This is a genomic window from Olleya sp. AS48, assembly GCF_038900355.1.
Classification (GTDB): Bacteria; Bacteroidota; Bacteroidia; order Flavobacteriales; family Flavobacteriaceae; genus Olleya.
The window spans coordinates 1-24477 of record NZ_JBBMRD010000009.1; the positions used below are offsets into that span (position 1 = coordinate 1).

The window sequence follows — 24477 nt, forward strand, 5'->3', positions numbered from 1 at the left end:
AACTGCAGATTTTGATGCCTATCCAAACACCAATATCAATGCTTTTCCTAAAAGCGAAACACAGACTGCTATTGTTATGGAAAATGCAGATCCTGATGGTTTAGGCAGAATACGTGTACAATTTGCTTGGCAAAAAATAACTGGAGAGATGACTCCTTGGATACGTATAGTAACACCACATGCAGGAGGAGACAAAGGGTTTCATTTTATACCAGAAACAGGAGAAGAAGTCTTAATAGGTTTTGAAGGCGGTAATGCAGAACATCCTTATATGATGGGTAGTTTATATAATGGTTCTGGAAAAGCAGGCGCTTTTCAAAATGCTAATAATGATATTAAAGCACTGCAATCTAGAAGTGGAAACAAAATGGTTTTTAATGATAATGAAGGATCAACAACCAATACCGATTCTGGAACAGCAGGAATAAAACTTGATGGTTCCGGTACAATAATCAATCAGGCAAATGATAAGTTTGAAATAAAAATTGGTGACAACTCTGCTATAATGATAATGGATAACGAAGGAAATATAATTTTTGAGGGTAAAAAGCAATTTCAAATAATAGTTGGTAAAAGCTCAATTATACTAAATGAGGATGGAAATATTGTTTTAAATGGAAAAAACATTTTGATTAATGGATCAGAAAGTTTAGATAGTCGCTCTAACGGTAGTCAAATTTTATTAAATGATAATGCCAAAATTACAGGTAGTAAAGTCGATATAAATTAATTCAAAACTGAACAATGAAAACTCCCGAAAGAAGAAAAAGAAAAAGTTTTTTATTAGATGACGATAATGATCAAAAAAAATCATCTGAGGCTATTTATACAACACAAGATTCCAAAACACTAGCTAATAAGTATAGAGCTGTTCAAATCAACTCTACCAAAATTGAAGATGAAATAAGAAGTCATTCTGAACTTAAAAAACAATATGAAATCATTTTAAATAAGTCAGGTAACAATGCTTCTGTAAGCCTTTCGGATTTATATTATGAATTTAAACCTCATGTTATGAATAAGGTTTACGAATTTGTTTCTGCTACAGAATATATTCGTAATAATGTCAAATTTAATTTAGATAAAAATGGTAGATTAAGAAACATTTCAAATAAAGAAGAGTTATTTCAAAATTGGACAGAATTTAAAAAAAAAGATCTAAAAACCATTGACTTTATTACAAGTTTAAAAAAAGATAATAAGTCACAATATGATCAAATTCTAAAAGAAGGAGATCAGCAATTTTCAACTTCAAATAACCTTATGGAGCTTGACTATCAAAGAGACTTGTTATATATGATATTATTTGACAAACATATAACAGCTCCTAACCTATCAAATATTGCTCCTGAAGAATATATTTATACCTCTCAATTATTTCCTAGAGTTAAAGTCCCTATCACCACTAGGTATGATGTGATAGAAGATAATGATAATTTTACAACAATTAGAAAGGTTGCTGATAGTATATTAAATGAAAAATTATTGAAAGAAATTGAAGAACAATACAATACCCTTCATAAACCATTAATTAAATATAGTTTTACGGAATATAAACTCACTTTCAGAACAAGGTAATGAGACGAAAAGGTAGTGGCGAGATTTTACCTAGAACAAAAACTCAAAATAAAGGTAATATAGTTACTGCCAATCATCGTGGCAATGCTCAAGCAGCAAGATCGCAAGCTATGTGGGGAACAAAAGCCAAAGGATTTTCAGACGGAATGGCTTTTAATGGCGTCGCATTAATGCTTCCGTTATTAATAACCCCTTTAGATGAATACACTATAAAAGCTATAGCTGACTTTGCAGAAGAAGATATTGCTAATGGAAACTCAATTACCTCAACAACTCATTAAATTTTAAGTTCTGGACCAAACTCATATTATATAATTTAATTAGTGCTAATGGTAAACAACTGCAAAAACACCAATTTCATGAGCACTAAAAAAGAAATAAATTTAATTACACGAAATGGAACATGTCTTTTTGATACAAACCAAAATAATATTTCAAAAACAATGATTATGTAACAAAAAAAAATCGTTTTAAAGTATTTGAATTTGTAACAAAAAACGGACTTAAAATTAAGATTATTACTAAAGATTAAGACCAAAATGGTACTTTTAACTTACTAATTAGTGCTTAATTAATAAACTAATGAAATTTCAAATAAAAAATGGTAAACAATGACATGCTTTTATTATGAAATTTATAAAAAACAAATCCTTAATACATTCAATATATTGTAAGATATTTTTGCTAAGTATCAGTATGGGATTATATGCTATATGGTTTAAATATATAAGCTGATAAGACATTTCAATTTAATAATGTATAAGTTTATTTATTTATTTATTTATGTAAAATTTCTTATGATTTGCATACAAAAAACATCTAAAAAATAGAGTTAGATTTCGCTAGGATTATTTAGATACGCTTAACACTAAAATGAAACAGTAATAAAAAAATGCTTAATGCTATAACTGTAGTTTGTATTTAAATATTAACTGCACCTTTTTTTAAATCATTTACTATATTTGTATACTACGTAATCACTTACATGATAAAAAACATATGAAACCAAAAAACACTAAAGATAGAAGAAATAGCTTTCTAAAATTTTTGCTCCTTTTTTTATTAACTACTGGAACCATAATTACTGCTATATTCTTTAATTTTAAAGTTCCGGCTAAAGAAAATGCCTTGTTAAAGGAACAGTCCAAAATGGTTAAAAAAGAAATGGATTTTCAAAGTAAATTTTCTAAAGAGATGTTTGAAGTTAAAAGCCTTTTTGATTCATTAGAAGTAGCAGGTTCTAATCGTACATTTAACAACTCATTAATTAGTAGTAAGTTGGTAGATATGCAAAAATCTATTCCTACTAAAGACTCTACCTTTAGGTATGATATGTACACAAGAATTGTGGATTTACAGGTTGAACTTCAGAACACAAAAAAGAATTTACATGAATTAAGAGATGCTGAAGAAAAAATTAAGGAATATAAAGAACTATTAGACAAGTGTTTAGATGAATATAAAGATTTGCAACGTCACAATGCGCTTTTAAATTCTAGATCTAATTAATATAAAATACTTGAGTAATAAAAAAGGGTTTGAAAAATTTCAAACCCTTTTTTATTTACAAATACTAATCAATTATTTTTTTTCTTGCTCATACTCAGCGTCCCACTCGTTTCCATTATCCCCTTTTTGACCATCCATTTTAATTAAAAAGTTTTTAGCTGGAAAATACGGTTTCATGTGTACGTCTAAATAAACACGATCTTTTTGATTTGGATCTTGTTCAAATCTTTTAATTGAAAAATCTTCAATTAATTTATCAGGACCAGTTATGTTATCTAAAAACTTAACAATCTGTCCCATTAATTCTTTTCTAGTTTTAGCATTAAAGTTTTCAAAAGCACGACGATTTAAAAAGTCCATCAATACTTTAGTTACATAATCAAATACTCTAACTACAGAATAAGTTTGTAATCCAAGATTATCACCATTAAATAAAGTCTTAGCAGAAAACGCCATAACTTTACCATACTCGTTAACCATTGGTACTAAACCTAACTTTTCTAACTGTGCAATTTCACTTTTCTTTAAGTCAAATCTTACACCATCAATCTCGTTAATTCCACCATGTTTTTTACCAGCTGTAACCTGAGACATTAATGTGTTATAAATTTTACCTGCTAAAGCACCAGAAGGCGGTACAAATAAATCGTCCTCTTCTCCTACCTCATCATGTTTACCTCTACCTACTAACCAGTTACAAGACATTATAACGTTAGATCTATATTTGTCTCCTCCAGTTAAGTTGGCTGCTTCAAACATTTCCATAACATCATCTGGCTCATCCAAGTGTGCAAAATCTGTTACTAACATTACTTTATTTTCGTAAGCAATTTTAGCCCATTTTTCAACTACTTTATTTGACCCTAAATAACCTGGTATAACTAATAAACCATAGTTTTCACGTAAGTCTAAACGATCATAAGATGCATTCAACTCCTCAGCTACTGCATCAATAAATCTAGTATTATCTAAATCTTTAACCTGATCTAACTCTGCATTAACTATAGATATATTTTTAAGCTTATCTGACTCAGTATTTTTGTAAAACAATGCTACTGATCTGTATGAACGCTCCAGGTCTCTAGTCGCATTAACTGCCTTACCTAGATTTTTTTCTAAAGATGCTCTTGCTATTTGAGAACGTTTTTCTGAGTCCTCAACAATATCTGTAATATTATCTGACTGTGATAACGCATTTGCCCATATCTCTAGGGTTTTCTTTAAGGTATCTCTGTCCTCCTTTTTAGCATTTTCAGTTAAAAAGATTTTTTTTCTTGCTTTACGACTTGGGTTCATGTTTTGAACACCTTCTACACATGCCTCTAATAAATCAAACCCACCATATTTAGCTAATTTTTCATTATTTTGTTCTAAGTGTTTAGCAGGATTCTCTACTGGACTAAACTGTTGTGCTTTTTTAGATTCAGCCATAATTATTTGTTTTCTTCAATTTCGGTTATTAATGCACGAATAGATTCTAATAAAGCAGCTTTTGCTTCAGCATCAGACAATGCAGCTTTTAAAATTTTATTAGTTTTTAATTGCTTAATTATCTTTACATACTGATCTTTTTCAGTATTTAAATCTTTTAAAAACTTACTTTGTCTAGTAATTCCTTTTGCTCCAAAATCACCAAGGTGATTAAAGTTTAAGGTTTCTTTTTTTCCAACGCCATCTTCATCTTCAAAGTCAACATCTATTTCAGGTTTAAAATGTTCAAAAACTTCATCAACAGTTTTTAAACCTTTAACAACTTCTGGTTTGATAGGTTGCGAATCTGTTAGTTTTTCAACTAACAAAGTTCTGTTTTGTGGTATTTCCTGAATGGCTTCATTAGCATCTGTTTGTACTTCTGTACCACCAAGTCCATATGTTTGACTCATAACTACGCGCTTTTTTTATTAATGTATGTTTTATAAATATAATACTTTTTTTGAACGAAAAAATACACTTATTAATATTTCCACTTTAACTGTTCGTTTTTATCGATATCTAGCACAATTTTTGTCCCTTTTTTAATCTTTCCTGAAATTAATAGCTTAGAAAGTGGTGACCTTAAATCATTTCTTATTACTCCTCTTAACGGTCTAGCTCCATATTTTGGGGTAAATCCTTTTTTAGCTAAAACGGTTATTGCTTTTTCCGAAAGTTCTAAACTAATATCTTGTTTGGCTAATGCTTTATATAAATCTTTGAGCTGAATTTTGAAGATCTTAGCTACATTATCCTCTGTTATTGGAGAAAATGGAATTATTTCTGTCAATCGTCCTAAAAACTCTGGTCTAAAATGGTTACCCATCATTTCTAATAAATCACTTGATTTAGGGATTATACCTTTACCAAAAGTTTCTACAATGTGGTTACTTCCAATATTTGAAGTAAATAATATTACTGCGTTAGAAAAATCGCCTTCTTTACCAAGTCTGTCATGTAATTTTCCTTCATCTAAAATTTGAAGAAAAATATCAAATACAGAAGGGTGTGCTTTTTCAATCTCGTCAAATAACACAATAGAATAGGGTTTTTGTCTAATTTTGTTAACTAGTAAACCTCCTTCTTCATAGCCTACATATCCTGGAGGTGCACCATATAATAAGGCAGCAGAATGCTCTTCTTTAAATTCTGACATGTCAAATCTTATGATATTAGTTTCGGTTTGAAACAAAAACTCGGCTAATGCTTTTGCTAATTCAGTTTTACCTGTTCCTGTTGGTCCTGAAAAGAAAAATGAGCCAATGGGTAATCCTGGTTTACTTAGTCCAGAACGCGACTCTAAAACTGCTTCTGTTATAACCTTAATTGCGTGATCTTGACCAATTACGCGCTGTCTTAATACGTCTTCCATATTAAGTAAACGTTCCTTTTCATCGGATTGCAATTTACCTGTCGGAATCCCAGTTTTGTTTGCTATTGTAGAGGCGACATCTTCTTTAGAGACACTTTCTTTTTTCTTACTAGCTAATTTTTCTAAAGTTTTTAAAATCTTTTCTAATAGTTTAAAGCCTTCTTTAGAGGTTTTAATGTTTTGATAAGTTAATGCTTCTGGTATTTCATCAAATAATAAATAGCTAAGCTTATTCTTCATTTGTAGATAAAACCAAGACTGCTCTAACAATAAATCTTCCTCTTTTAATGTACTTGTCTTTAAGGTTTCCAATTGACCTTTTAAAACTTCAATTTCTGCTTTAGATGTTTGTACCATAAACTTAATTGCAGACATTGTTCGGTCTATTAAATCTATTGCAGAATCTGGTAGGCTTCTTTCTTTATTATAACGTTTTGCTAGTCTTATTGCTTCGCTTATACTGTCTTTTTCAATATTTAATTGGTGATGATCTGTGTAGTAATTAATGGTATTAACAATCATACGCAACGCTTCATCTTCCGATGGCTCATGCAGTCTAACCACTTCAAATTGTCTAGATAAACCTTCGTCTGTTTCTATATGCTTTCTAAAGGCATCGTTTGTTGCGGTTCCTATAATGGTTAAATCTCCTTTAACCAATTCTGCTTTTAAAATATTTGCTAACCCTTGATTTCCAGAGTTTTTATCTGTAAGATTATTAATTTCATCTATTAACAAAATGGGCTTATCATGTGCTTTTACTGCTGCTATTACCTTTTTAAGTCTGTCCTCAATTTCTCCTTTATAACCTGCTCCAGATACTAAATGAATAAAATCTAATTCAAATACCTTAGCATTTTTAAGGTGTTCTGGTATGGCATCATTTAAAGTCGCATATGTTAATCCATTTAATAATACGGTTTTACCTACTCCTGGATCACCTAAAACCAAAACGTTTGGCTTAGAGCGTCTTCCTAAAATTTCTGTAATCATTTTGATTTCAGAGTCGCGACCCGAAATTTTTTCTAAACTTTCATTTTTAGCATGTAAAGTTTTATCCACGCAATACGTGTTTAAAACCGAATTATCTGAGACAGAATTAGCTTTTTGTGTTGTATCTATTTGGTCAGCAATTAAATTATCAACATTTCCTGAGTTTGCAAAATGACTTAACAACTCATTTGGAGTTAGCGTCAATGTTTTTAGTTGTTCATAACTAAAACCAACACCAGGTGTACAAATAGCTATTAAAACGCAAAACTCATTTAATGTTTCCGTTTTTATTTTAAGCTTAACACTTTCTGCTTCATAAAAGATTGCTGTTACAGCGTCATCGCCAGAAATATTATCCGATGGTTTGGAGGTTTTAGGTAAGGATTCCAAACGGACTTCTGCCCACTCTTCTACATAATAGCCATCTTGACCAATGCTTTCTAAATACTTAAGCATTCCAACGTCTTTATGCAGTAATGCCTTTAATAAATGTGCTGACGAATACTGTTTATGTGAGTATTCTTTAGCTATAGATTGCGCAATATGAATCGCTTCTTTTAATTTATCTGAAATTAATTGATCAGTCATTTAAACACTATATTTTATAGTGATTAAAGCTACTAAAAAAATTAAATTAAGTATTAGAATATAACGAATAATTAAATTTAAATTAAATCACACCTATTTTGACTTGTTTTTTTTATTGTTTTTATATGAAAAAAGTAATAATAAAAATCTCCTTTTATTTAATCAAAAAAGCCATATTACTGTTGTAATATGGCTTTGCACTTTGGCTAGTTATATTTACTTTTTTATTTTAAACCTGAAACCTTTACATAATCAATAATAAACTCTTGCGGAAAAATAGAATCGTCCACTTCTGGACCTCCAAAGTTACCTCCAATTGCAAGGTTTATTATTAAGTAAAAAGGTTTATCAAAAGGCCAAGTTTTTTCGTTTTTAATTTCTGGTGAAAAGGTGTACACTAAATTATCATCTATATAAAATGAAATAGAGTCTTTAGTCCACTTTGTTTTATAATTATGAAATCCTTCCTCAATATCTTTTATTGTTGTAATTTTTGTATTAACAGATTTACCATAACTATCAGGCGTATGTAACGTCGTAAAAATTTGATGTGGTGCCTTACCTACATATTCTAAAATATCAATTTCACCGCAAGCTGGCCAAGTATTAGTATCAATATCATTACCTAACATCCAAAATGCAGGCCATAATCCTGATCCTTTTGGCAATTTAGCGCTAACCTCTACTGTACCATATTGAAATTCAATTTTGTCTTTACTAGTGATTTTTCCCGAATAATACCCAACCGAATCCTTAGTTGCTTTTATTACTAGTTTTCCATCCTTTACTGTAATGTTTTCTTTAGTATAAATTTGTCTTTCGTTGTTTCCCCAACCACATAAGTTTGGACAACCATCTCCTAAATCGTAATTCCAATTAGCATCGTTTAATTGCGTCCCATCAAATTGATCTATAAAGTTAAACACTTGATTATTGTTGTCTAACTTTGTGTCAAGCTTAACTACTTCCTTGTTTTCTTCTTTACAAGCCAAACATAGCAATGCGACTACTACTAATTTAAATACTTTTATCATAATTTAAATGTGTCTGTTAAAACAGTTTTAGAGCTTCCTCCAATATAGACTTCAAAATCTCCAGTTTCGACGTTAAACTCACCTTGATTATTGTAAAAACCAAGTTCTGCTTTAGTCAAAATTAATTGAATAGTTTTGGTTTCATTTGGATTTAATTCAACTAATTCAAACCCTTTTAATTCTTTAATTGGTCTTGTTACACTAGCAAATAAATCCTTTAAATATAGCTGTACGACCTCTTTACCCTTAAATTTACCTGTATTAGTTAAGTCTACAGAAACTTTTATGGTTTCATCATCAGAAAAGGTATTACTAATTTTTAAGTTACTATACTTAAACGTCGTATAACTTAAACCATGTCCAAAAACATATAATGGATCATTTGTTTCGTCTTGATAATGTGACCAAAACACCACGTCCTTACCTGGTAAAGTAGGCCTACCTGTACTTTTGTAATTGTAATAAATTGGAACTTGACCAACGTGTCTAGGAAAAGTCATTGGTAATTTACCACTTGGATTATAATCGCCATATAATACTTGAGCAATAGCGTTACCACTTTGTGTACCTAATTGCCAAGCCTCTACAATTGCAGGAATATTATCATCTGCCCAAGTAATAGTTAAAGGTCTTCCATTGTTTAAAACTAAAACTATGTTTTTGTTAACTTTATAAACCGCTTCAAGTAACTGTTGTTGGACACCTGGTAAGCCTAAGTCTGTACGACTTCTACCTTCACCACTTTGATAACCATGTTCTCCTAAAACCATAATAACTATATCTGCTTGCTTTGCGTTTTTAATAGCTGCATCAAACTCACTTTTATCAGTGGTGTTTATATTTACTTCAATCGCAAATTCGGTTTTACCTAAAGCGACATCTGCACCTTTGGAATAGGTAATTGTGTTTCCTGAATATTGATTTAATCCCTCTAATACAGAAATAGCTGTGCTATCCTTAGCAGCTATACGCCAACTTCCTAATGGACTTGTTTTATCTGAAGCCAAAGCACCAATAACTGCTATTTTTTGACCTTCTTTTTTTAATGGTAAAAGGTTATTTTCATTTTTAAGTAATACAATGGACTTTTTAGCCATATCTAAAACTGCATCCTGAATTTCCTGGCTTCCAATGACTAGTTTCTCTCTGGTTTCATCCAAATATTTATAAGGATCATCAAATAGACCCAACTCAAATTTCACGCGTAAAATTCGGCTTACAGCATCATCAATAAGCTTGATATCCACTTTACCTTCGTTAACTAAACCTGCAAGTTCTTCTACATACAAATAAGATTCCATGTCCATATCAGAACCCGCATTAACTGCTAATTGGGCAGCTTGTTTACCATCTTTAGCATAACCATGAGCAATCATTTCTGTAATTGATCCCCAATCTGAAACCATAAAACCATCAAAACCCCATTTTCCTTTTAAAATATCGCGTTGTAAATATTTGTCTCCAGTTGCAGGAATACCGTTAAGCTCGTTAAACGAATTCATAAACGTTCTCACACCTGCATCTTTGGCAGCTTTAAAAGGCGGTAAAATAATATTGTTTAACGTGGAAGTCCCTATGTCTGCTGTATTGTAATCACGTCCAGCCTCTGCAAACCCATAAGCTGCAAAGTGTTTAGCACATGCTGCAATTGAAAAATGAGAAGATAGGTCGTCACTTTGAAACCCATTTACCCTAGCAATTGCAATTTTAGACCCTAAATAAGTATCCTCTCCTGCACCTTCCATAACGCGTCCCCAACGTGCATCTCTAGAAATGTCCACCATTGGTGCAAATGTCCAGTTTATACCTGCAGCAGACGCTTCCTTAGCTGCAACTTCTGAAGATTTTTTAATCGCTTCTAAATCCCAACTTGCTGATTCTGCTAATGGAATAGGACTTAATGTTTCGTAACCATGAATTACATCAAAACCAATGATTAAAGGAATCCCTAGACGCGTTTCTTCTACTGCAATTTTTTGCACAGCTCTTACGTCCTTTACACCTCTAACATTAAGCATGGAACCAACATATCCTTTTCTTAAATGTTCGTATTTTTTAGCTTGGTCTCCATTTTCAGGAACAGGACCTGTTACATCCCAAAACCCATTATACTGGTTCATTTGACCTATTTTTTCTTCTAAAGTCATTTTGGCTAGCAAATCTGATACTTTAGTTTCGATATCCGAATTTTTAGAGGTCGTATTGGTTTTTAAAGCTAAGTTTTTCTCATTATCATTATTACATGATATAATGAGAAAACTAGCTAAGACTAATACATAATACTTTATTTTTTTCATATTTATTGATAAACTCTAACATATTCAATTTCCATAGACGATTGTGTAAATGCTGGATCTATGTCTCCACCAAAGGTTCCTCCCATTGCTACATTTAATATTAGGAAAAATTCACTATTAAAAGGTGAAGCACTAGTATTTGTATAGGTATGATATACTGTATCATCTACCAATATTTTTATTACATCTGGAGTCCACTCTACTGTATAATTGTGAAATTGATTAGCAACAGCATCTACAACCGTTGTACTACCATCTGCACTACCTGCAAACGCTTCTGGATAATGTAACGTACCATGTATTGTGTTTTGCTCGTTACCTTTATGTTCCATAATATCAATTTCTCCACAAGCTGGCCATACATTTGTCTGATAATTAGCACCTAGCATCCAAATTGCAGGCCAAGTTCCTCCTCCTGTTGGAAGCTTTGCTCTAACCTCTACACGACCATAAGTAAAATCATAAAGACCTTCTGATTTTAATCTTGCAGATGTATAACCACTTCCTGTTGAGATTGCTGTAATTTTTAACATACCATCTGCTACTTCTGCGTTTTCTAAATTGTTGGTATAGCTTTGCGCCTCTTGGTTACCCCAACCATCAGTACCATTACCTAAATCGTAAGTCCAATTTGCTGGGTTTGGTGCTCCATTGGTGTCAAACTCGTCTGACCAAACTAAATCTGTATAAATAGTTTCGAATCCTGTGGTGGCTCCTTCCTCTTCAGAAGTTATTATAAACCACCAATCAAACTCGCTGTTACCATCTGTTGTTCTAATAGTAAACTCGTTAGGTATATCACGACTAAAGATTTCATATTTATGATTACCACCTGTATAGTATCCAATAAAACCTAAGCCTGTAATGTTTATTGTTTCTGCTCCTCCAGGTGCTGTAATTACCCAGTTTTCTGAATAATCTTGATATGGATAGTTTTCTATATCTGCTCCAACAGGTGTCTCGCTGTGTGGACCTAATTCTGTAATTAAAGGTTCTCTTCCAAAAACAGTACCTGTTACATCCACTGAAGGATCGTCATTAGTGCTATTTACGATGTGTGTAAATGTACCATCTGCATTAAAAACATAACGATCATCATACATTCCTGTCGTTGCTTTCTCTCCAGGACCAGCTGCATACCACTCTGCAGCAACCTCACCTCCAACTGGTCCAAGACCAAAATGCGCTTGCTTTTCTGACTTAATTCGCCACGTTTTAGAACCATCACCAACCAATGCATTTAATAAATCTGCTGGAGGAGCGTAAGTTGCTAAAACATCAATATCTATAGTAGCTGTTGAAGAAACACCACCTGTACCATATGCTACCACTACTACTGTGTACGTATTAACTCCTAAATTTGAATAGGTATACGATGTTACTCCTGAAGGAGCATTTTGCTCTGCATTACCAAAACTAAATTTATAACTTAATGCATTATCTGCTGTTGCTGTAAAGTTAACCACACCACTACCATCTCCATTTGGATTAGTTGCATCTTGACCAACTATTTCTGGTACAATAACAATATTAGATGGTGCGACGATGTTTCCGAAAGTCTGATCTTCTTCTTGGCAACCTATAAATAAGGCTGTTACAAGAATGAATGCTATTATTTTAAATTTATTTTTCATCTTCTATTTTTTAATATTAACTGCTATAAATAAAGCATAGATCATTAACTAGTTGCTTGATAAAGAAACATCGTCAATATTAACCATACCTATTTGTGCTCCTAAATCAAAAAGAACACGAGCATCTGGTGCTCCAAAATCCGTAGCTACCAAAGTCAATGTATAAGTTGTTTTAGTTGTAGTAATATCAACCGTTTGTGTAGCATTAGACCAAGGGTCTGCACTTAAACCAATACCAGCAACAATTGCTCTATCTACATCTGACCAAGCATCAAAAGTTAATGTGTAAGTATTACCCTGAATAATTTCTAGCTTTTGACTAAGATTTACGTCATAAGAATTTCCTGCTGTTGCAACATCTACTGAATAATATGTATTACCTGCTACTGTAACCACAGGTATTACAGACGCATCATCAACACCTATTATCCAAGAATCACTTCCATTTTCAAAATCACCATTAACGACAGTGTTACCTGTGCCTATAATTAATGATACATTATCAATATTAACCATACCTACTTCTGCACCTAAATCAAAAATTACACGAGCATCAATAGCTCCAAAATCTGCTGCACTAAGTGTTAAAGAATATGTCGTACTAGTTGTTGTAATGTCTACTGATTGTGAATCATTAGACCAAGGGTCTGCACTTAAACCAATTCCTGCAACAATAGCTCTGTTTACATCTGACCATGCATTAAAAGTAAGAGTGTAAGTATTACCTTGAATAATTTCTACTTTTTGACTTAAGTTGACATCGTATGAATTTCCTGCAGAAGTAACATCTACAGAGTAGTAAGTATTACCACTATTAGTTACCACAGGAGCAAGAGCTGCATCATCTACACCAATTATCCAAGCCTCGCTTCCATTTTCAAAATCACCATTAATTAACAATCCATCATCAAATGTTCCAGTAGAAACACTTTGCTTATAAAAGTAAAAGTTGTCTATATAAACTATATCTGCAACAACATCTGCATCAATTAAGATTTGTGTAATTTTTTGCGTGTTGGCTAAATTTCCGCCATCAAAACCTGTCATGTCAATATCAATACTTTGCCAAGAACCACCTACTGTTGCTCCTAAAGATTCGACATCCTCACCACCATCAATGGTATTAACAATTTTAACTAATAATTCGTTTTCTGTTCCTGAGGGTACCCAATAATCAATATGTAACATTTCCATAGCTGAAACATCTACTCCGTTATCATAGTTACTTACCATACCAATAAAGTCTAAATTGGTTAATCTCCAAACATTATCACTATCTACAGTAGTAGCCTCAAATCCAGAAGCAGACCAATCCGTAGGTAATTCGTTTAAAGTAATATTAGCATACGCATCACTAAAAATAGAAACTACATCACTAGCGTCTCTGTTAGGAGGCGTTGGAGCTGGAGTTAAAGGAGCTAATATTTCTGTTACTTGAAATTCTTCTGTGTACGAAATAGTATCTACAGACCCACTATTAGCTGTTACTGTAATTGTGTAAGTCCCAGCTGCATCATATACAAATGATGTTACGTCACCAATATTAGATGTTAAAACCGTTGCTGCTGCATCTCCAAATTCTACTTGATAAGACACTGCAAAATCCGCTGTAGCAGTTACATTTACTTGTCTAGACACTGTTGGGTCATTCTCTATTGTAACTACTAAGTTTTCTGGAGCTTGAAATGACACTACGATAGTTTGTGCAACAGTAGTTGTTTTACCATTTATACCTGAAGCAGCAATTACGATGTCGTAAGTTCCTTCTAGATACGTGTTTTGAGTACTTTGTCCAGGATTTAAAAGTCCTGAATCTGCACCTGAGTCATCACCATAATTAACTCTAAAATTAGCTACATTTTCTCCTGTTGGAGTAATGGTAACTAAACCAGAATTATCTTGAGCAATACTAATTACTGCTGCAACATTAGTTGGTGCTGGTAATGCACTAACATCTGGTAAATCATCATCTTGAGAGCAACCAATTACTGAAGCTACTACTATGAATAAACTAAGGATGTACTTAAAATTTTTCATGCTATGTTGTGTTTTAATTTTCATATTTATTTTTTTAATAACCAGAATTTTGTGTCCAACGATTACCTGTTAACTCTATTTCTATTTGTGGTATAGGAAAAACCTCATGTTTGCCTGTCGTAAAACCATCAATTTCTGAAGCTGCACGACCTGTTCTAACTAAATCGAAAAAACGATGTCCTTCACCTACTAATTCCACACGACGTTCTTGATAAATAGCATCTGTTAAGGCACTACCTGTAGCTGTAATGTTGTGATCCATATCTCCAAATGCGCGTTGTCTAACTTGATTTAAATAATTTTGAGCTCTGTCATCTGCTATAGATCCTCTATTTAAAGCTTCTGCAGCCATTAATAAGACGTCTGCATACCTAATAGCTCTGTAATTATTAGGGTTGGTCAAGTTTTGATCACCAATATTAGAATCGCCTTGACGCGCTATATATTTTCTGTTATAATACCCTGTGTGCTCATTACCTGTTCCAAAAGTTGCACCTGTTGCTGTAGCCCAAGCATTAATATCTAAGATTGCAGTATCTATTCTTGGATCATCACTCTCAAAAGCATCCACAGCTTCTTGAGTTGGTACATTAAAACTAAAACCGGAATCAAACAATGGTCCATTATAATTACGGATTCCGTTAAAACCAACAGCCACGTTACCTTCACTACACTGTAGACAACCAAACCCTGCACCTTCTAAATCTGCATATTGCACTTCAAACACAGACTCGATACTATTCTCATTATCGTTTTCAAAAATGGTTGTGTAATCTGCTACTAAATCATGAGGTCCAAAATTTATTAAGTCTTCTAAAACAAGAGCAGCAGCTCCAAATTTATTTTGATACAAGTAGACTTTACCTAATAATGCTTCAGCAGCTCCTTTAGTTACGCGTCCTAATTGTGTTTGCGTATATGGTAAATTATCTGCTGCATACATTAAATCTAATTCAATTTGCGCGTAAACTAATGCTTTAGGTGTACGGTCCACTTCAAATTGATCTCCAAATAAGAAACGTTGATCAACTACTAAAGGCACATCTCCAAACCATTTTACTAATTCAAAATAGTAATAGGCTCTTAAAAATCTAGCTTGTGCTAAAACATTTTCTTTTCCGCTAAAGTCTATTTTGTCCTGAAATTCTAAGATGTAATTCGCACGATTAACACCTGCAAACATCCAGCCCCAAATTGAGCGTAACTGTTCGTTATTAGCAGTATGAATCATATCATCAATTTGCTGTATTCCTGGCACATCTGTAGCACTTTCACCTCCAGCTAAAGTATTATCTGAAGCGATTTCGCCTAACATAACATTTAAATAGGTTGATTGTAATAAATCGTATGCACCAATTAAAGCATCTTGGTAATCTTGCTCTGAATTAAAGTAGTTTTCTGAACTTTCATTTTGAGAAGCGACATCCACAAAATCATCACTACACGATATTACTGTAAAAGTCGAAACTAAAAAGACGATTATATATTTTATTTTTTTCATTGTTTAAAATTTTACGTTTGTTCCGATTAAAAATGTTCTTGGGTTTGGATAAAAACCACTATCAATTCCGTCTCCTATTGGAGCTCCATTTGATGTCGTTGGGTCAAAACCTCTGTATTTTGTTAATGTAAAAGCATTACTTACAGACGCATAAACCCTGATATTATCTAAACCTATATTTTGTAATTTATCTTGATTAAATGTATAACCTAATTGTACATTTTGAGCTCTGATGAATGAACCGTCTTCAACAAAATAATCTGAAAATACACTATTAGAAGTTGCGCTATTTGTTACTCTTGGATCTGTGTTTGATGTTCCTGGACCAGTCCACCTATCTAAAACATAACTTGTAAGATTAGTTTTGGCACTGTTTCTATCATAGTTTCTAACAATATCATTACCTACTGACGCAAAGAAATAGGTTTGAAAATCGAAATTTTTATAATCAAATGATAAATTTAAACCCATTGTAACATCCGGAATTGGGTTACCTATAAATGTTCTGTCATCTGCATCAATAACTCCATCTTGGTTAACATCCACAAATCTTATATCTCCAGGTTGTGCGTTAGCACCTAAGTCTAATTGTGATGGATGCGCATCAACTTCGGCTTGGTTTTGAAAAATTCCATTGGTTTGCATTCCATAAAACACACCTATTGGTTGTCCTACTTGCATTCTAGAAGGTGGATTTGCTTGACCAATACCAAAGCTTCCTCCAACTTCATAACCTATGCTATTGTTAACTTCAACTACATTATTATTTAAAGTTGAAATATTATAGCTTACATTAAACTTAAAATTATCAGATAATTGATCTTTATAAGATACCGCAAACTCTAACCCACTATTTTCTACCGTTCCAGCGTTTACAATAGGATTTCCTGATCCTGGAGCAGCTCCTCCTAATATTAACGAACTTTCAACAGGAAGTAATAAATTTTCTGTGGTACGTTTAAAATAATCTGCTGTAATATCTACTTTGTTGTTAAATAATCTTGTTTCAAACCCTATATCAAATGCTTTTTGCTCTTCCCATTTAATTTCTGGATTAGATATCGCACCAACTGCTGTACCAAGTGCTAATGCATCATCTAAAACGTAAACACCTTCACCATCTAATAATGATTCAAATCTAAAACCAGGAATTCTATCATTACCTAAAACTCCATAAGAGCTTCTAAGTTTTAAGAAATCTATGGTATTACTACTTGATAAAAAGTCTTCATCAGAGACAACCCAACCAATTGAACCTGAAGGGAAAATTCCGAATTTATTTTCTGGACCAAAAGCTGTCGAACCATCACGTCTAACTACTGCAGAGAATAGGTATTTTCCTTTATAGTTATATTGCAATCTTCCAAAATAAGATAATAATCTAGAATCGAAAAAACGATTACTTATTTGAGCATAAGGATCTGTAATGGTAGTAGCATCATTAATATCTGCATCACTGAACATTGTATTTTCAGGCATACCGTCTCCAACAGATAAGTAATAATCTCCTGTTGATTTAAAAACTGACGTCCCTAAAGTTGCTTTAATATTATGAGTATCATCATTTAAAGATGTTTCATAATTAACAAAAGCATCAAACGTATAATCTCTAAAAAAGTTTATGCCTTCTGTGAATTGTAAATTTTCGGTATTATCAAATACAGAACCATTTCCATATTCTACTATAGGGTTAAGACCTCTTGTTCTAACTTCTGAGTAATTCCATTGGTAGTTAGCTTCTGCACTAAAGCCTTTTAAAAACTTATAGTTTAACCCAAAAACACCACTTAGTTTATCAACTTTTGTTCTATTAAATGTATTTTCGATTTGCTTTAATGGGTTTACAACCTCTATTGGATAATTAGCAGAAGAAGTATACTCTCCATTTTCGTCTCTTGGCGCATCTGTTGGTGAAAAGTTAACTGCATTAAATAAAACAGATCCTAAGCCACCTTCTGGTAACGCTTTTCTTAATGTCCCAGTATATATAAGATTAGCCTTTAAGTTTAAACCTTTAATAATCTCTAATCCATAATTAGCACGTGTTGTGTAACGCGTAAAATTAGCTTTACTACCTCCTATAATACCATCTTGAGTTAATAAAGACGCTCCAAAAGAGTAGGTAGATTTTTCAGTACCACCACTTGCAGTAATAGCATTATTAAATATTGGTGCAGTTTCAAACACCTCGTCTTGCCAATCTGTTCCTTTATTTAATCCAAATGTATCAGGAAAAGGTAAAGTACTTCCGCTAGCTGCAGCAGCTTCGTTTTTAATTAAAGCATACTCTGTAGCATTTAGTAATGGTATTTTTCTAGTCGTTTGTTGAAAACCAACATACGAATCATACTGAAATGTCATTGGTTTATTTTTGCGACCAGTTTTAGTCGTAATTAAAATAACTCCGTTGGCAGCTCTTACACCATAGATACCTGCTGTGGCATCCTTAAGTACTGTATAACTTTCTATATCACCTGGATTTACAACACTTAAATCTTCAATAACATTACCATCTACTAAGATAAGTGGTCTATTGTCACCATTAGTGGATACACCTCTAATTCTAATATTAGATGCACTACCTGGAGCACCAGATTGTGATGTAATATTAACTCCAGCTACTTGACCTTGTAAGGCTTGTTCTATACGTGTAGGTTTAAGCGCTTCAATAGTTTCACTAGAAACCGTTGATACTGCTCCTGTTACTTCTTTACGTTTTTGAGAACCATAACCTATAATAACCACTTCCTCTAGTGCCTCAACATCTTCAGTTAGTTGCACATTAACTGGATTACCATTAGTTACTACTACCTCTTTTGTTTTGTAACCTATATAGGAAAAAACTAAAGTTGAATTTTTAGATACGTTATTAATAGTATAATTACCATCAAAATCTGTGGTTACACCATTAGATGTATTTTTAACTAGTATATTAACCATAGGAATAGGTAATCCATCCTGTTGACTAGTTACATTTCCTGTTATTATATACTCCTGAGCAAAAGCAGAGAAAGTCATTAAGAATAACAAAAAGGAGAAAAAAGTTTTTTTCATGTTTAAAAGTTTTTGTGCTTTTATCAAATTTAAGCAGATATAATGCTGATTTGATAATTTTAACCGCTACAAAAAACATACATCACAAAAAAAAGTTAGTTTAATTATCTAAATCTCATTAAAAACAAGCATTAACCTTATTTTAACATTTATATAAAGAAAGTCCATTATTACTAGTAAAATTAGATTTGTTGTGGTAATGTATAGGTATTTCAACTAATTGTAGTGTTATTATATACTTAAGATGTAGTCTGTTAAATTAACATCATGCTCTAATTCCATCTTTTTACGCAAACGATATCGTTTGACCTCTACACTTCTTGGAGATATATTAAGTAAAGGAGCAATCTCTTTTGAAGATAAATTTAGTCTTAAATAAGCACACAATCTTAAATCGTTAGATGTCAAGGCTGGATGTTTGGTTTTTACCTTTTTCAGAAAGTCTTTATCTGCATTATTAAATGCTTCTTCAAACAAATTCCAGTCATCTTTATTATTAATATTTTTATCAATAATCCTAATTACGGATTTTAGATTAGTACTTTCTACCTTTTCATTTAGCTCGCTTTTAATGGTATTTAAAAATTCATTCTTTTTAATCAAGCTCATGGTAGAAATTGCTAATTCTCGGTTTTTATTGTCAATTTCTTGTCTTAATTTATCATTATTTAAAGCCATTAATTGTTGTTTAGTTTCTAAATCTTTAAGCTCTAACTCACGTTTTGATTTTAGGACTAGTTTTTCTTTTTGCTTTCTATAATACAGTTTATAAAAATAATTTATTAAAAGAATAATAATGAAACCCATCACACAATAGACCATTATCATTATGTTGGATAAAAACCAAGGCTTGTCTATTGTAAATGTAAAACTGTCTTGATTAGTCACCTCTACACCTCCTACTCTAGCCTTAACAATAAAGGTATATTCACCATAGGGTAAGTTTTTATACAATACTTCTGCATTTGTACTCCATGTACTCCAATCCTCATACAAACCTTCTAGTTTATGCGAATATTCTGCTTCTAAATATTTATCATACTCTGCAACACTGTATTTAATTTCGATGTTATTCTCATTATTTTTAAAAGCATTTTCATCTTTTAAGCTAATTAACCGTTTCGACTTTTGAAGCGGTGTTTTATTTATTGTATTAATTTCAACTTGATACGTTTTAGGTTTTATCTTAGAAAGATTTAAAGTTATATAACCTTTAGAAGTCCCAAATAAATATAAATTAGGTTTTAGGTTAAAGATGCTTTCGTAACCTGATAAACCTTCCCTAAGCGAACTTGGCAACGCTATGAAGGAAATATCTGGCGTTGTGCTTAATTTACCTGGACTTACGTAATTAATCCCTTTTTTAGTAATTAACCATAGTGCATTATTTGCCTGATCTGTAATAATTTTACCTGAAGAATAGCCTTGCGTTTTATAAATATTACTTAAAACAGTGTCTTTAACAAATGTATTATCCTCTAAGTGCTTTTTAAAAACACCTTTATCTGTTGCATAATACAACGTGTTATTATTAGTTGTTAATGAAGAAAACAAGCCTTTTTCTAAAGTTTCAATTTTAGAAATTTGTGTTGTAGTTGTGTAATCCGAATCTATTTTAATTTTAAAAACACCTTTATACTCATGATTTACTAATATTTCATCCTTTTTAGAAAACACAAAAAATCTAGACGAATTATTAAATCCTTCAATCTTGTTTCTAAATTGCCAAAGACCTGCTTTTTTTTCTAAAATATTAAGACCATTATAGTTACCCTGTATCAATAAGTTTGGATTATCACTAATTGTTTTAATATCCCAAGTACCTTCTACTGATGCAATACGATTTGCTACATTGTTATTAATTATAAATGTGCCTGAATTATGACCGCAAAACAATTGATTATCAATAATTTTAAGACTCCATACTTGACCGTTAGTATTGACTACAGGTTTAAACGCTGTTTGACCTAATTTTTTATAAAACAATCCTTGATTAGTCCCTAAGTACAACGTATTGCCATAAATTAAAGAGGTATAAACAGTACCCAAAACACCATGATCATCGTTAAATATTCTGAAAGGAGAGTTAATATTTACACAGTTTATACCATTATCTAAAGCTAGCCAAATATTACTTTCTATATCCTGAAATATTGACAACACAGTATTGTTGCCTAATCCATTGGCTTGGCTAATTTTTTGAAAAATATTACCATTTACATCAATTTGTATAATTCCGTTAGAGATAGTCCCTAGAATTAAGCTATCGTCATTTAATTGCAGGCTACTATATATGCGATACTCTTTTAATTGCGAGTTTAAATTAGCATTCCAGTCTTGTACTGCATTATTATTTATTGTTACAATCCCATGATTTTGAGTAACAACAAGCAAGTTGTTTTTTAATGTATAAACACCAGCTATTATCTTATTTTTAAAATAATTAGATTGTAATATAGCTTTAGGTTGTCCATTTTCTAATTTTAATAATCCTTCTATTCTATCCTGATAATAAATGCTATTATCAACCTTAAACATCTTGATTATACCAGCTTTAGATTCTGTAATTTTAAATTGATCGGTTTTAGTGTTATAAATATAAATGCGACTAAGCGATTGAAACAGTATCCAATCATCTAAATGAGTTATTTTCCAAAATTGCTCGTCCTCCAATAAAGTGCTACTAATTTTTTTAGAAAGTGAGGTGTATTTTAAATCGCCAACATCTGTTCTGGTCCAATAACCAAACTCCATATAACTACCTGTATAAACCCTATCACTAACAACATTAACAGATCTTATAATGGTCTGATTTGGTGATGGATATAAAATCCATTCTGAACCATTAAACTCTAATAATCCTTTAGAATTTGCGACATAAATATGTTTGCTCTTACATTGGGAAATTTCCCAATTTTGATTTTCGGCATTGTATTGTTTGGGAGAAAAATATTGTATAGGAGGTAAATCTTGTGCTACAGATTTTGTAAACAACATTAACAAACTTAGTAAAACTAGGGGTTTACTAAAGTCACACCAATTATTAGGATTAAATTTAAGCATTAAGCAATATACAACTTTGTATGGTTAAATTATACAACGTAATTAAACTATACTATTGCTTATGTGCTATTAAAATTACTTTTACATAATTGGTGGTGGTACCATTAAAGATAATATTGTAATAATTATGATTGTAATTACAATGATAAGACCATTAAATTTCCGGTTACTCATAACAAAATTTTTATTGGTGAACAGTTAACACTGTGTTAGTATGTAGTTGTTTTAAAGTTGAAAAAATGTCTGATTTAAACACTCCCATTTTTCTTAATAAATGCGGTTTTTTATCAATTACACACATAATACCATCTAAATGCGATTGCGCATAAGCCTTTAAATTATAAGAAGACGCTGTGTAGTGTAATGTTGCTGTATGTCCTGAAATTTCTTTTAGATATCCTAGCATAGTCTCTAAATTTTTAGATGCGCAATCGCTTATAGCATTTTGTTTTGCTAAGATTAAAACTGTAATTTCTAAATTGGTGTTTTCCAAAATATTTAAAAACTTGTCTATTTGACGCGTGTTTATTTGCTGTTTAAAATCTGAGGCAATAGTTATATTAATCTTATTGCTTGCTGAAGCATGTGGAGGCACTATTAATACTGGACAACATCTAATTTTTTCGACTATATTTTGTGTTATTTTTCCTAAATTTTGTTCCTTTTTACTTGTCAAAATAACCAGATCTATGCTTAACTGTTTAATGTTTTTTTGAATGCTTAATACTAAATCAGAACAGTCAGATATTGCAAAAAACTGATGATTTAATGCTGGACAATTTAAAGTGTAGCGCTCAACTAGTTTTCCTAATTGCTTTAACGCATTCTGTTTAGGCTTATCAAACCAATCGTCGTCTGCTTGAAGCATTTGTATGGCATCTAAACCATTAACATTGTATGAATAAGTATTTAAAAAATAAAAGTCGCAGGTTTCGTTTTTAAATAGTTTGATCACATAATCTATAGTTTGAAAACTATTTAAAGTAAAATCTGTTGGAATCAATATTTTTTTCATCTTATTACTTTTTAAATTAATATTTAGCCTATACTTTTAACTGAGTTATCGTTTAAACAACTACGGTCACTTTAGCTACCTTTTATACCTTGCTAGCATAGTATAAAACCTAATTCTAAAGTCATGAAGCTCGTTTAAAATTTGGATATACTGCTGCCTTTTTAATTCGTGCACCTTGGCACGACTATCATTATATTCTGTCTTTCCGTATTCTATTTCATTTATAATCTCTTGTTCATATTTGCAAAAATCAGCCATGCTTAAGGTGAATTTTCTGCGTAAAGCCAACATATTATTAGATGTCTCTATATTTTTTATTAGTTGTTTTTCTATAACATAAAAATGTTCAAACTCTTTAACCGCTAATTCTAGTACAGAAATCCAATGATTGGCCTCCTTACAATCTTTAACTAAGCACACGCGTCTGTGTGTCTCTATTTTATAGGCTGAAGCTGTATTCAATTATTAATTAACTTTTAAAAGCGTGAATTTACCTTGTACTTTATTAAAAAACTCGTCCTTAAGTCTTCTGTATTTATCTAAATGATACAGGTAGCTGCGTCTATAACTTTCATGCTCTGTGATGTATATCATATCACATTGCGTGTCTTCACACTCGATGATATTTAGTCTTGATTTAGAATAAGTGTTTAATGCGTTTAAAAGCGTTTCGTTTTCTATCTCTTTTTTCTCAAATTTATTTGCTACACTTTTGTCATCTAACTTATCTTTTAATTCGTTTTTACAAATATTGATAAGGTTAGACAGTTCTTTTTTTATGTATTTTAAATGATTAATCCAATTGTCTAACTCCATTGTATTAATTTTATGTGTCACATCTACATTAGTATCATGATCAAAAATTTGTATGTTTTCTGTTTTCATAATAATCTATTTTAAATATTTATATCAACACCTTTTAAATTCTCCTGCTTTTGGACATCAATAATTTTAATTTTTTGTGCTCCACCAGGAAAATCCCAATCAATTGTATCATTTTTAGAATAACCTAAAAGCGCTGCTCCCATTGGAGCTAAAACGGACACTTTGTTAAGTGCCACGTTTTTGTCCATAGGTATAACCACTTGTAATTCTTTTTCCCAACCATTATCCGACGCTATAGTCACTATACTATTAAAACGTACTATATCCTCTGGTACTTGGTCGTCATTTACAATTTGTGCAGTCTTTAACTCTTCTGATAACTTTACTAAAGATTTAGTGACGCTTGTATCATCTCCATAACCCGAAATATTGAGTATGCGTTTTAGGTACACATACTCTTTTTTTTCTAATATTAAACTTCCGTACTTCATCTTCTTTGTTTTA

At 31.7% G+C, this 24477-nt stretch carries 18 protein-coding genes; 4 read left to right on the forward strand and 14 right to left on the reverse strand.

Annotation, left to right across the window (positions count from 1 at the left end):
• The 4 genes from WNY60_RS11570 to tssO form a co-directional block, all read left to right on the forward strand.
• Positions 1-730, forward strand: a 730-nt coding sequence (locus WNY60_RS11570; RefSeq protein WP_342862465.1) for a phage baseplate assembly protein V, incomplete at its 5' end; no start/stop codon positions are given.
• 14 nt (positions 731-744) lie between these two features.
• Positions 745-1578: a hypothetical protein gene (locus tag WNY60_RS11575; RefSeq protein WP_342862466.1), complete on the forward strand. Its 834-nt coding sequence runs from the start codon at positions 745-747 to the stop codon at positions 1576-1578.
• On the forward strand, positions 1578-1859 hold the full coding sequence (locus WNY60_RS11580; RefSeq protein ID WP_342862467.1) for a hypothetical protein: 282 nt from the start codon (positions 1578-1580) through the stop codon (positions 1857-1859). Before WNY60_RS11575 ends, WNY60_RS11580 begins: the two co-directional genes overlap by 1 nt.
• A gap of 718 nt (positions 1860-2577) precedes the next feature.
• On the forward strand, positions 2578-3087 hold the full coding sequence (gene tssO, locus WNY60_RS11585; protein ID WP_341588505.1) for a type VI secretion system TssO: 510 nt from the start codon (positions 2578-2580) through the stop codon (positions 3085-3087).
• 72 nt (positions 3088-3159) lie between these two features.
• Here the strand turns inward: tssO and WNY60_RS11590 are convergent, their stop codons facing one another.
• From WNY60_RS11590 to WNY60_RS11655, 14 genes are all read right to left on the reverse strand, one after another.
• Positions 3160-4518, reverse strand: coding sequence for a DUF5458 family protein (locus tag WNY60_RS11590; RefSeq protein ID WP_339809329.1), 1359 nt, complete (start codon positions 4516-4518; stop codon positions 3160-3162).
• Positions 4519-4520: 2 nt separating this feature from the next.
• Positions 4521-4970, reverse strand: coding sequence for a hypothetical protein (locus tag WNY60_RS11595; RefSeq protein ID WP_339809327.1), 450 nt, complete (start codon positions 4968-4970; stop codon positions 4521-4523).
• A gap of 71 nt (positions 4971-5041) precedes the next feature.
• Positions 5042-7513, reverse strand: a complete 2472-nt coding sequence (locus WNY60_RS11600; protein ID WP_342862468.1) for an ATP-dependent Clp protease ATP-binding subunit — start codon at positions 7511-7513, stop codon at positions 5042-5044.
• Between the two features lie 224 nt (positions 7514-7737).
• Entirely contained in the window at positions 7738-8547 is an 810-nt protein-coding gene (locus WNY60_RS11605) for a glycoside hydrolase family 16 protein (RefSeq protein WP_342862470.1), read from the reverse strand.
• Positions 8544-10844 (reverse strand): beta-glucosidase BglX, encoded by a 2301-nt coding sequence (bglX, locus tag WNY60_RS11610; protein WP_342862471.1) that lies wholly within the window; start codon positions 10842-10844, stop codon positions 8544-8546. Before bglX ends, WNY60_RS11605 begins: the two co-directional genes overlap by 4 nt.
• A 2-nt stretch (positions 10845-10846) precedes the next feature.
• Positions 10847-12478, reverse strand: coding sequence for a glycoside hydrolase family 16 protein (locus WNY60_RS11615; RefSeq protein ID WP_342862472.1), 1632 nt, complete (start codon positions 12476-12478; stop codon positions 10847-10849).
• Positions 12479-12526: 48 nt separating this feature from the next.
• Positions 12527-14539: a carbohydrate binding domain-containing protein gene (locus WNY60_RS11620; RefSeq protein ID WP_342862473.1), complete on the reverse strand. Its 2013-nt coding sequence runs from the start codon at positions 14537-14539 to the stop codon at positions 12527-12529.
• A 10-nt stretch (positions 14540-14549) separates the two neighbouring features.
• Entirely contained in the window at positions 14550-16016 is a 1467-nt protein-coding gene (locus WNY60_RS11625; protein ID WP_145001353.1) for a RagB/SusD family nutrient uptake outer membrane protein, read from the reverse strand.
• Between the two features lie 3 nt (positions 16017-16019).
• A complete protein-coding gene (locus WNY60_RS11630; RefSeq protein ID WP_342862474.1) occupies positions 16020-19070 on the reverse strand; it encodes a TonB-dependent receptor in 3051 nt (1016 codons plus the stop codon).
• 231 nt (positions 19071-19301) lie between these two features.
• Positions 19302-22067 carry a triple tyrosine motif-containing protein gene (locus tag WNY60_RS11635; RefSeq protein WP_342862475.1) on the reverse strand — a complete coding sequence of 922 codons (2766 nt, stop codon included), beginning with the start codon at positions 22065-22067 and terminating at the stop codon, positions 19302-19304.
• 250 nt (positions 22068-22317) lie between these two features.
• The gene (locus tag WNY60_RS11640; RefSeq protein WP_342862476.1) at positions 22318-23148 is read right to left on the reverse strand and encodes a hypothetical protein; all 831 of its coding nucleotides are present in this window, start codon (positions 23146-23148) and stop codon (positions 22318-22320) included.
• Between the two features lie 75 nt (positions 23149-23223).
• The gene (locus tag WNY60_RS11645) at positions 23224-23610 is read right to left on the reverse strand and encodes a hypothetical protein (protein ID WP_145001346.1); all 387 of its coding nucleotides are present in this window, start codon (positions 23608-23610) and stop codon (positions 23224-23226) included.
• Positions 23611-23613: 3 nt separating this feature from the next.
• Complete coding sequence (locus WNY60_RS11650; protein WP_292949293.1) at positions 23614-24033, reverse strand: hypothetical protein; 420 nt, start codon at positions 24031-24033, stop codon at positions 23614-23616.
• 11 nt (positions 24034-24044) lie between these two features.
• Complete coding sequence (locus tag WNY60_RS11655; RefSeq protein WP_145001342.1) at positions 24045-24464, reverse strand: GreA/GreB family elongation factor; 420 nt, start codon at positions 24462-24464, stop codon at positions 24045-24047.
• Positions 24465-24477: the final 13 nt, after the last annotated feature.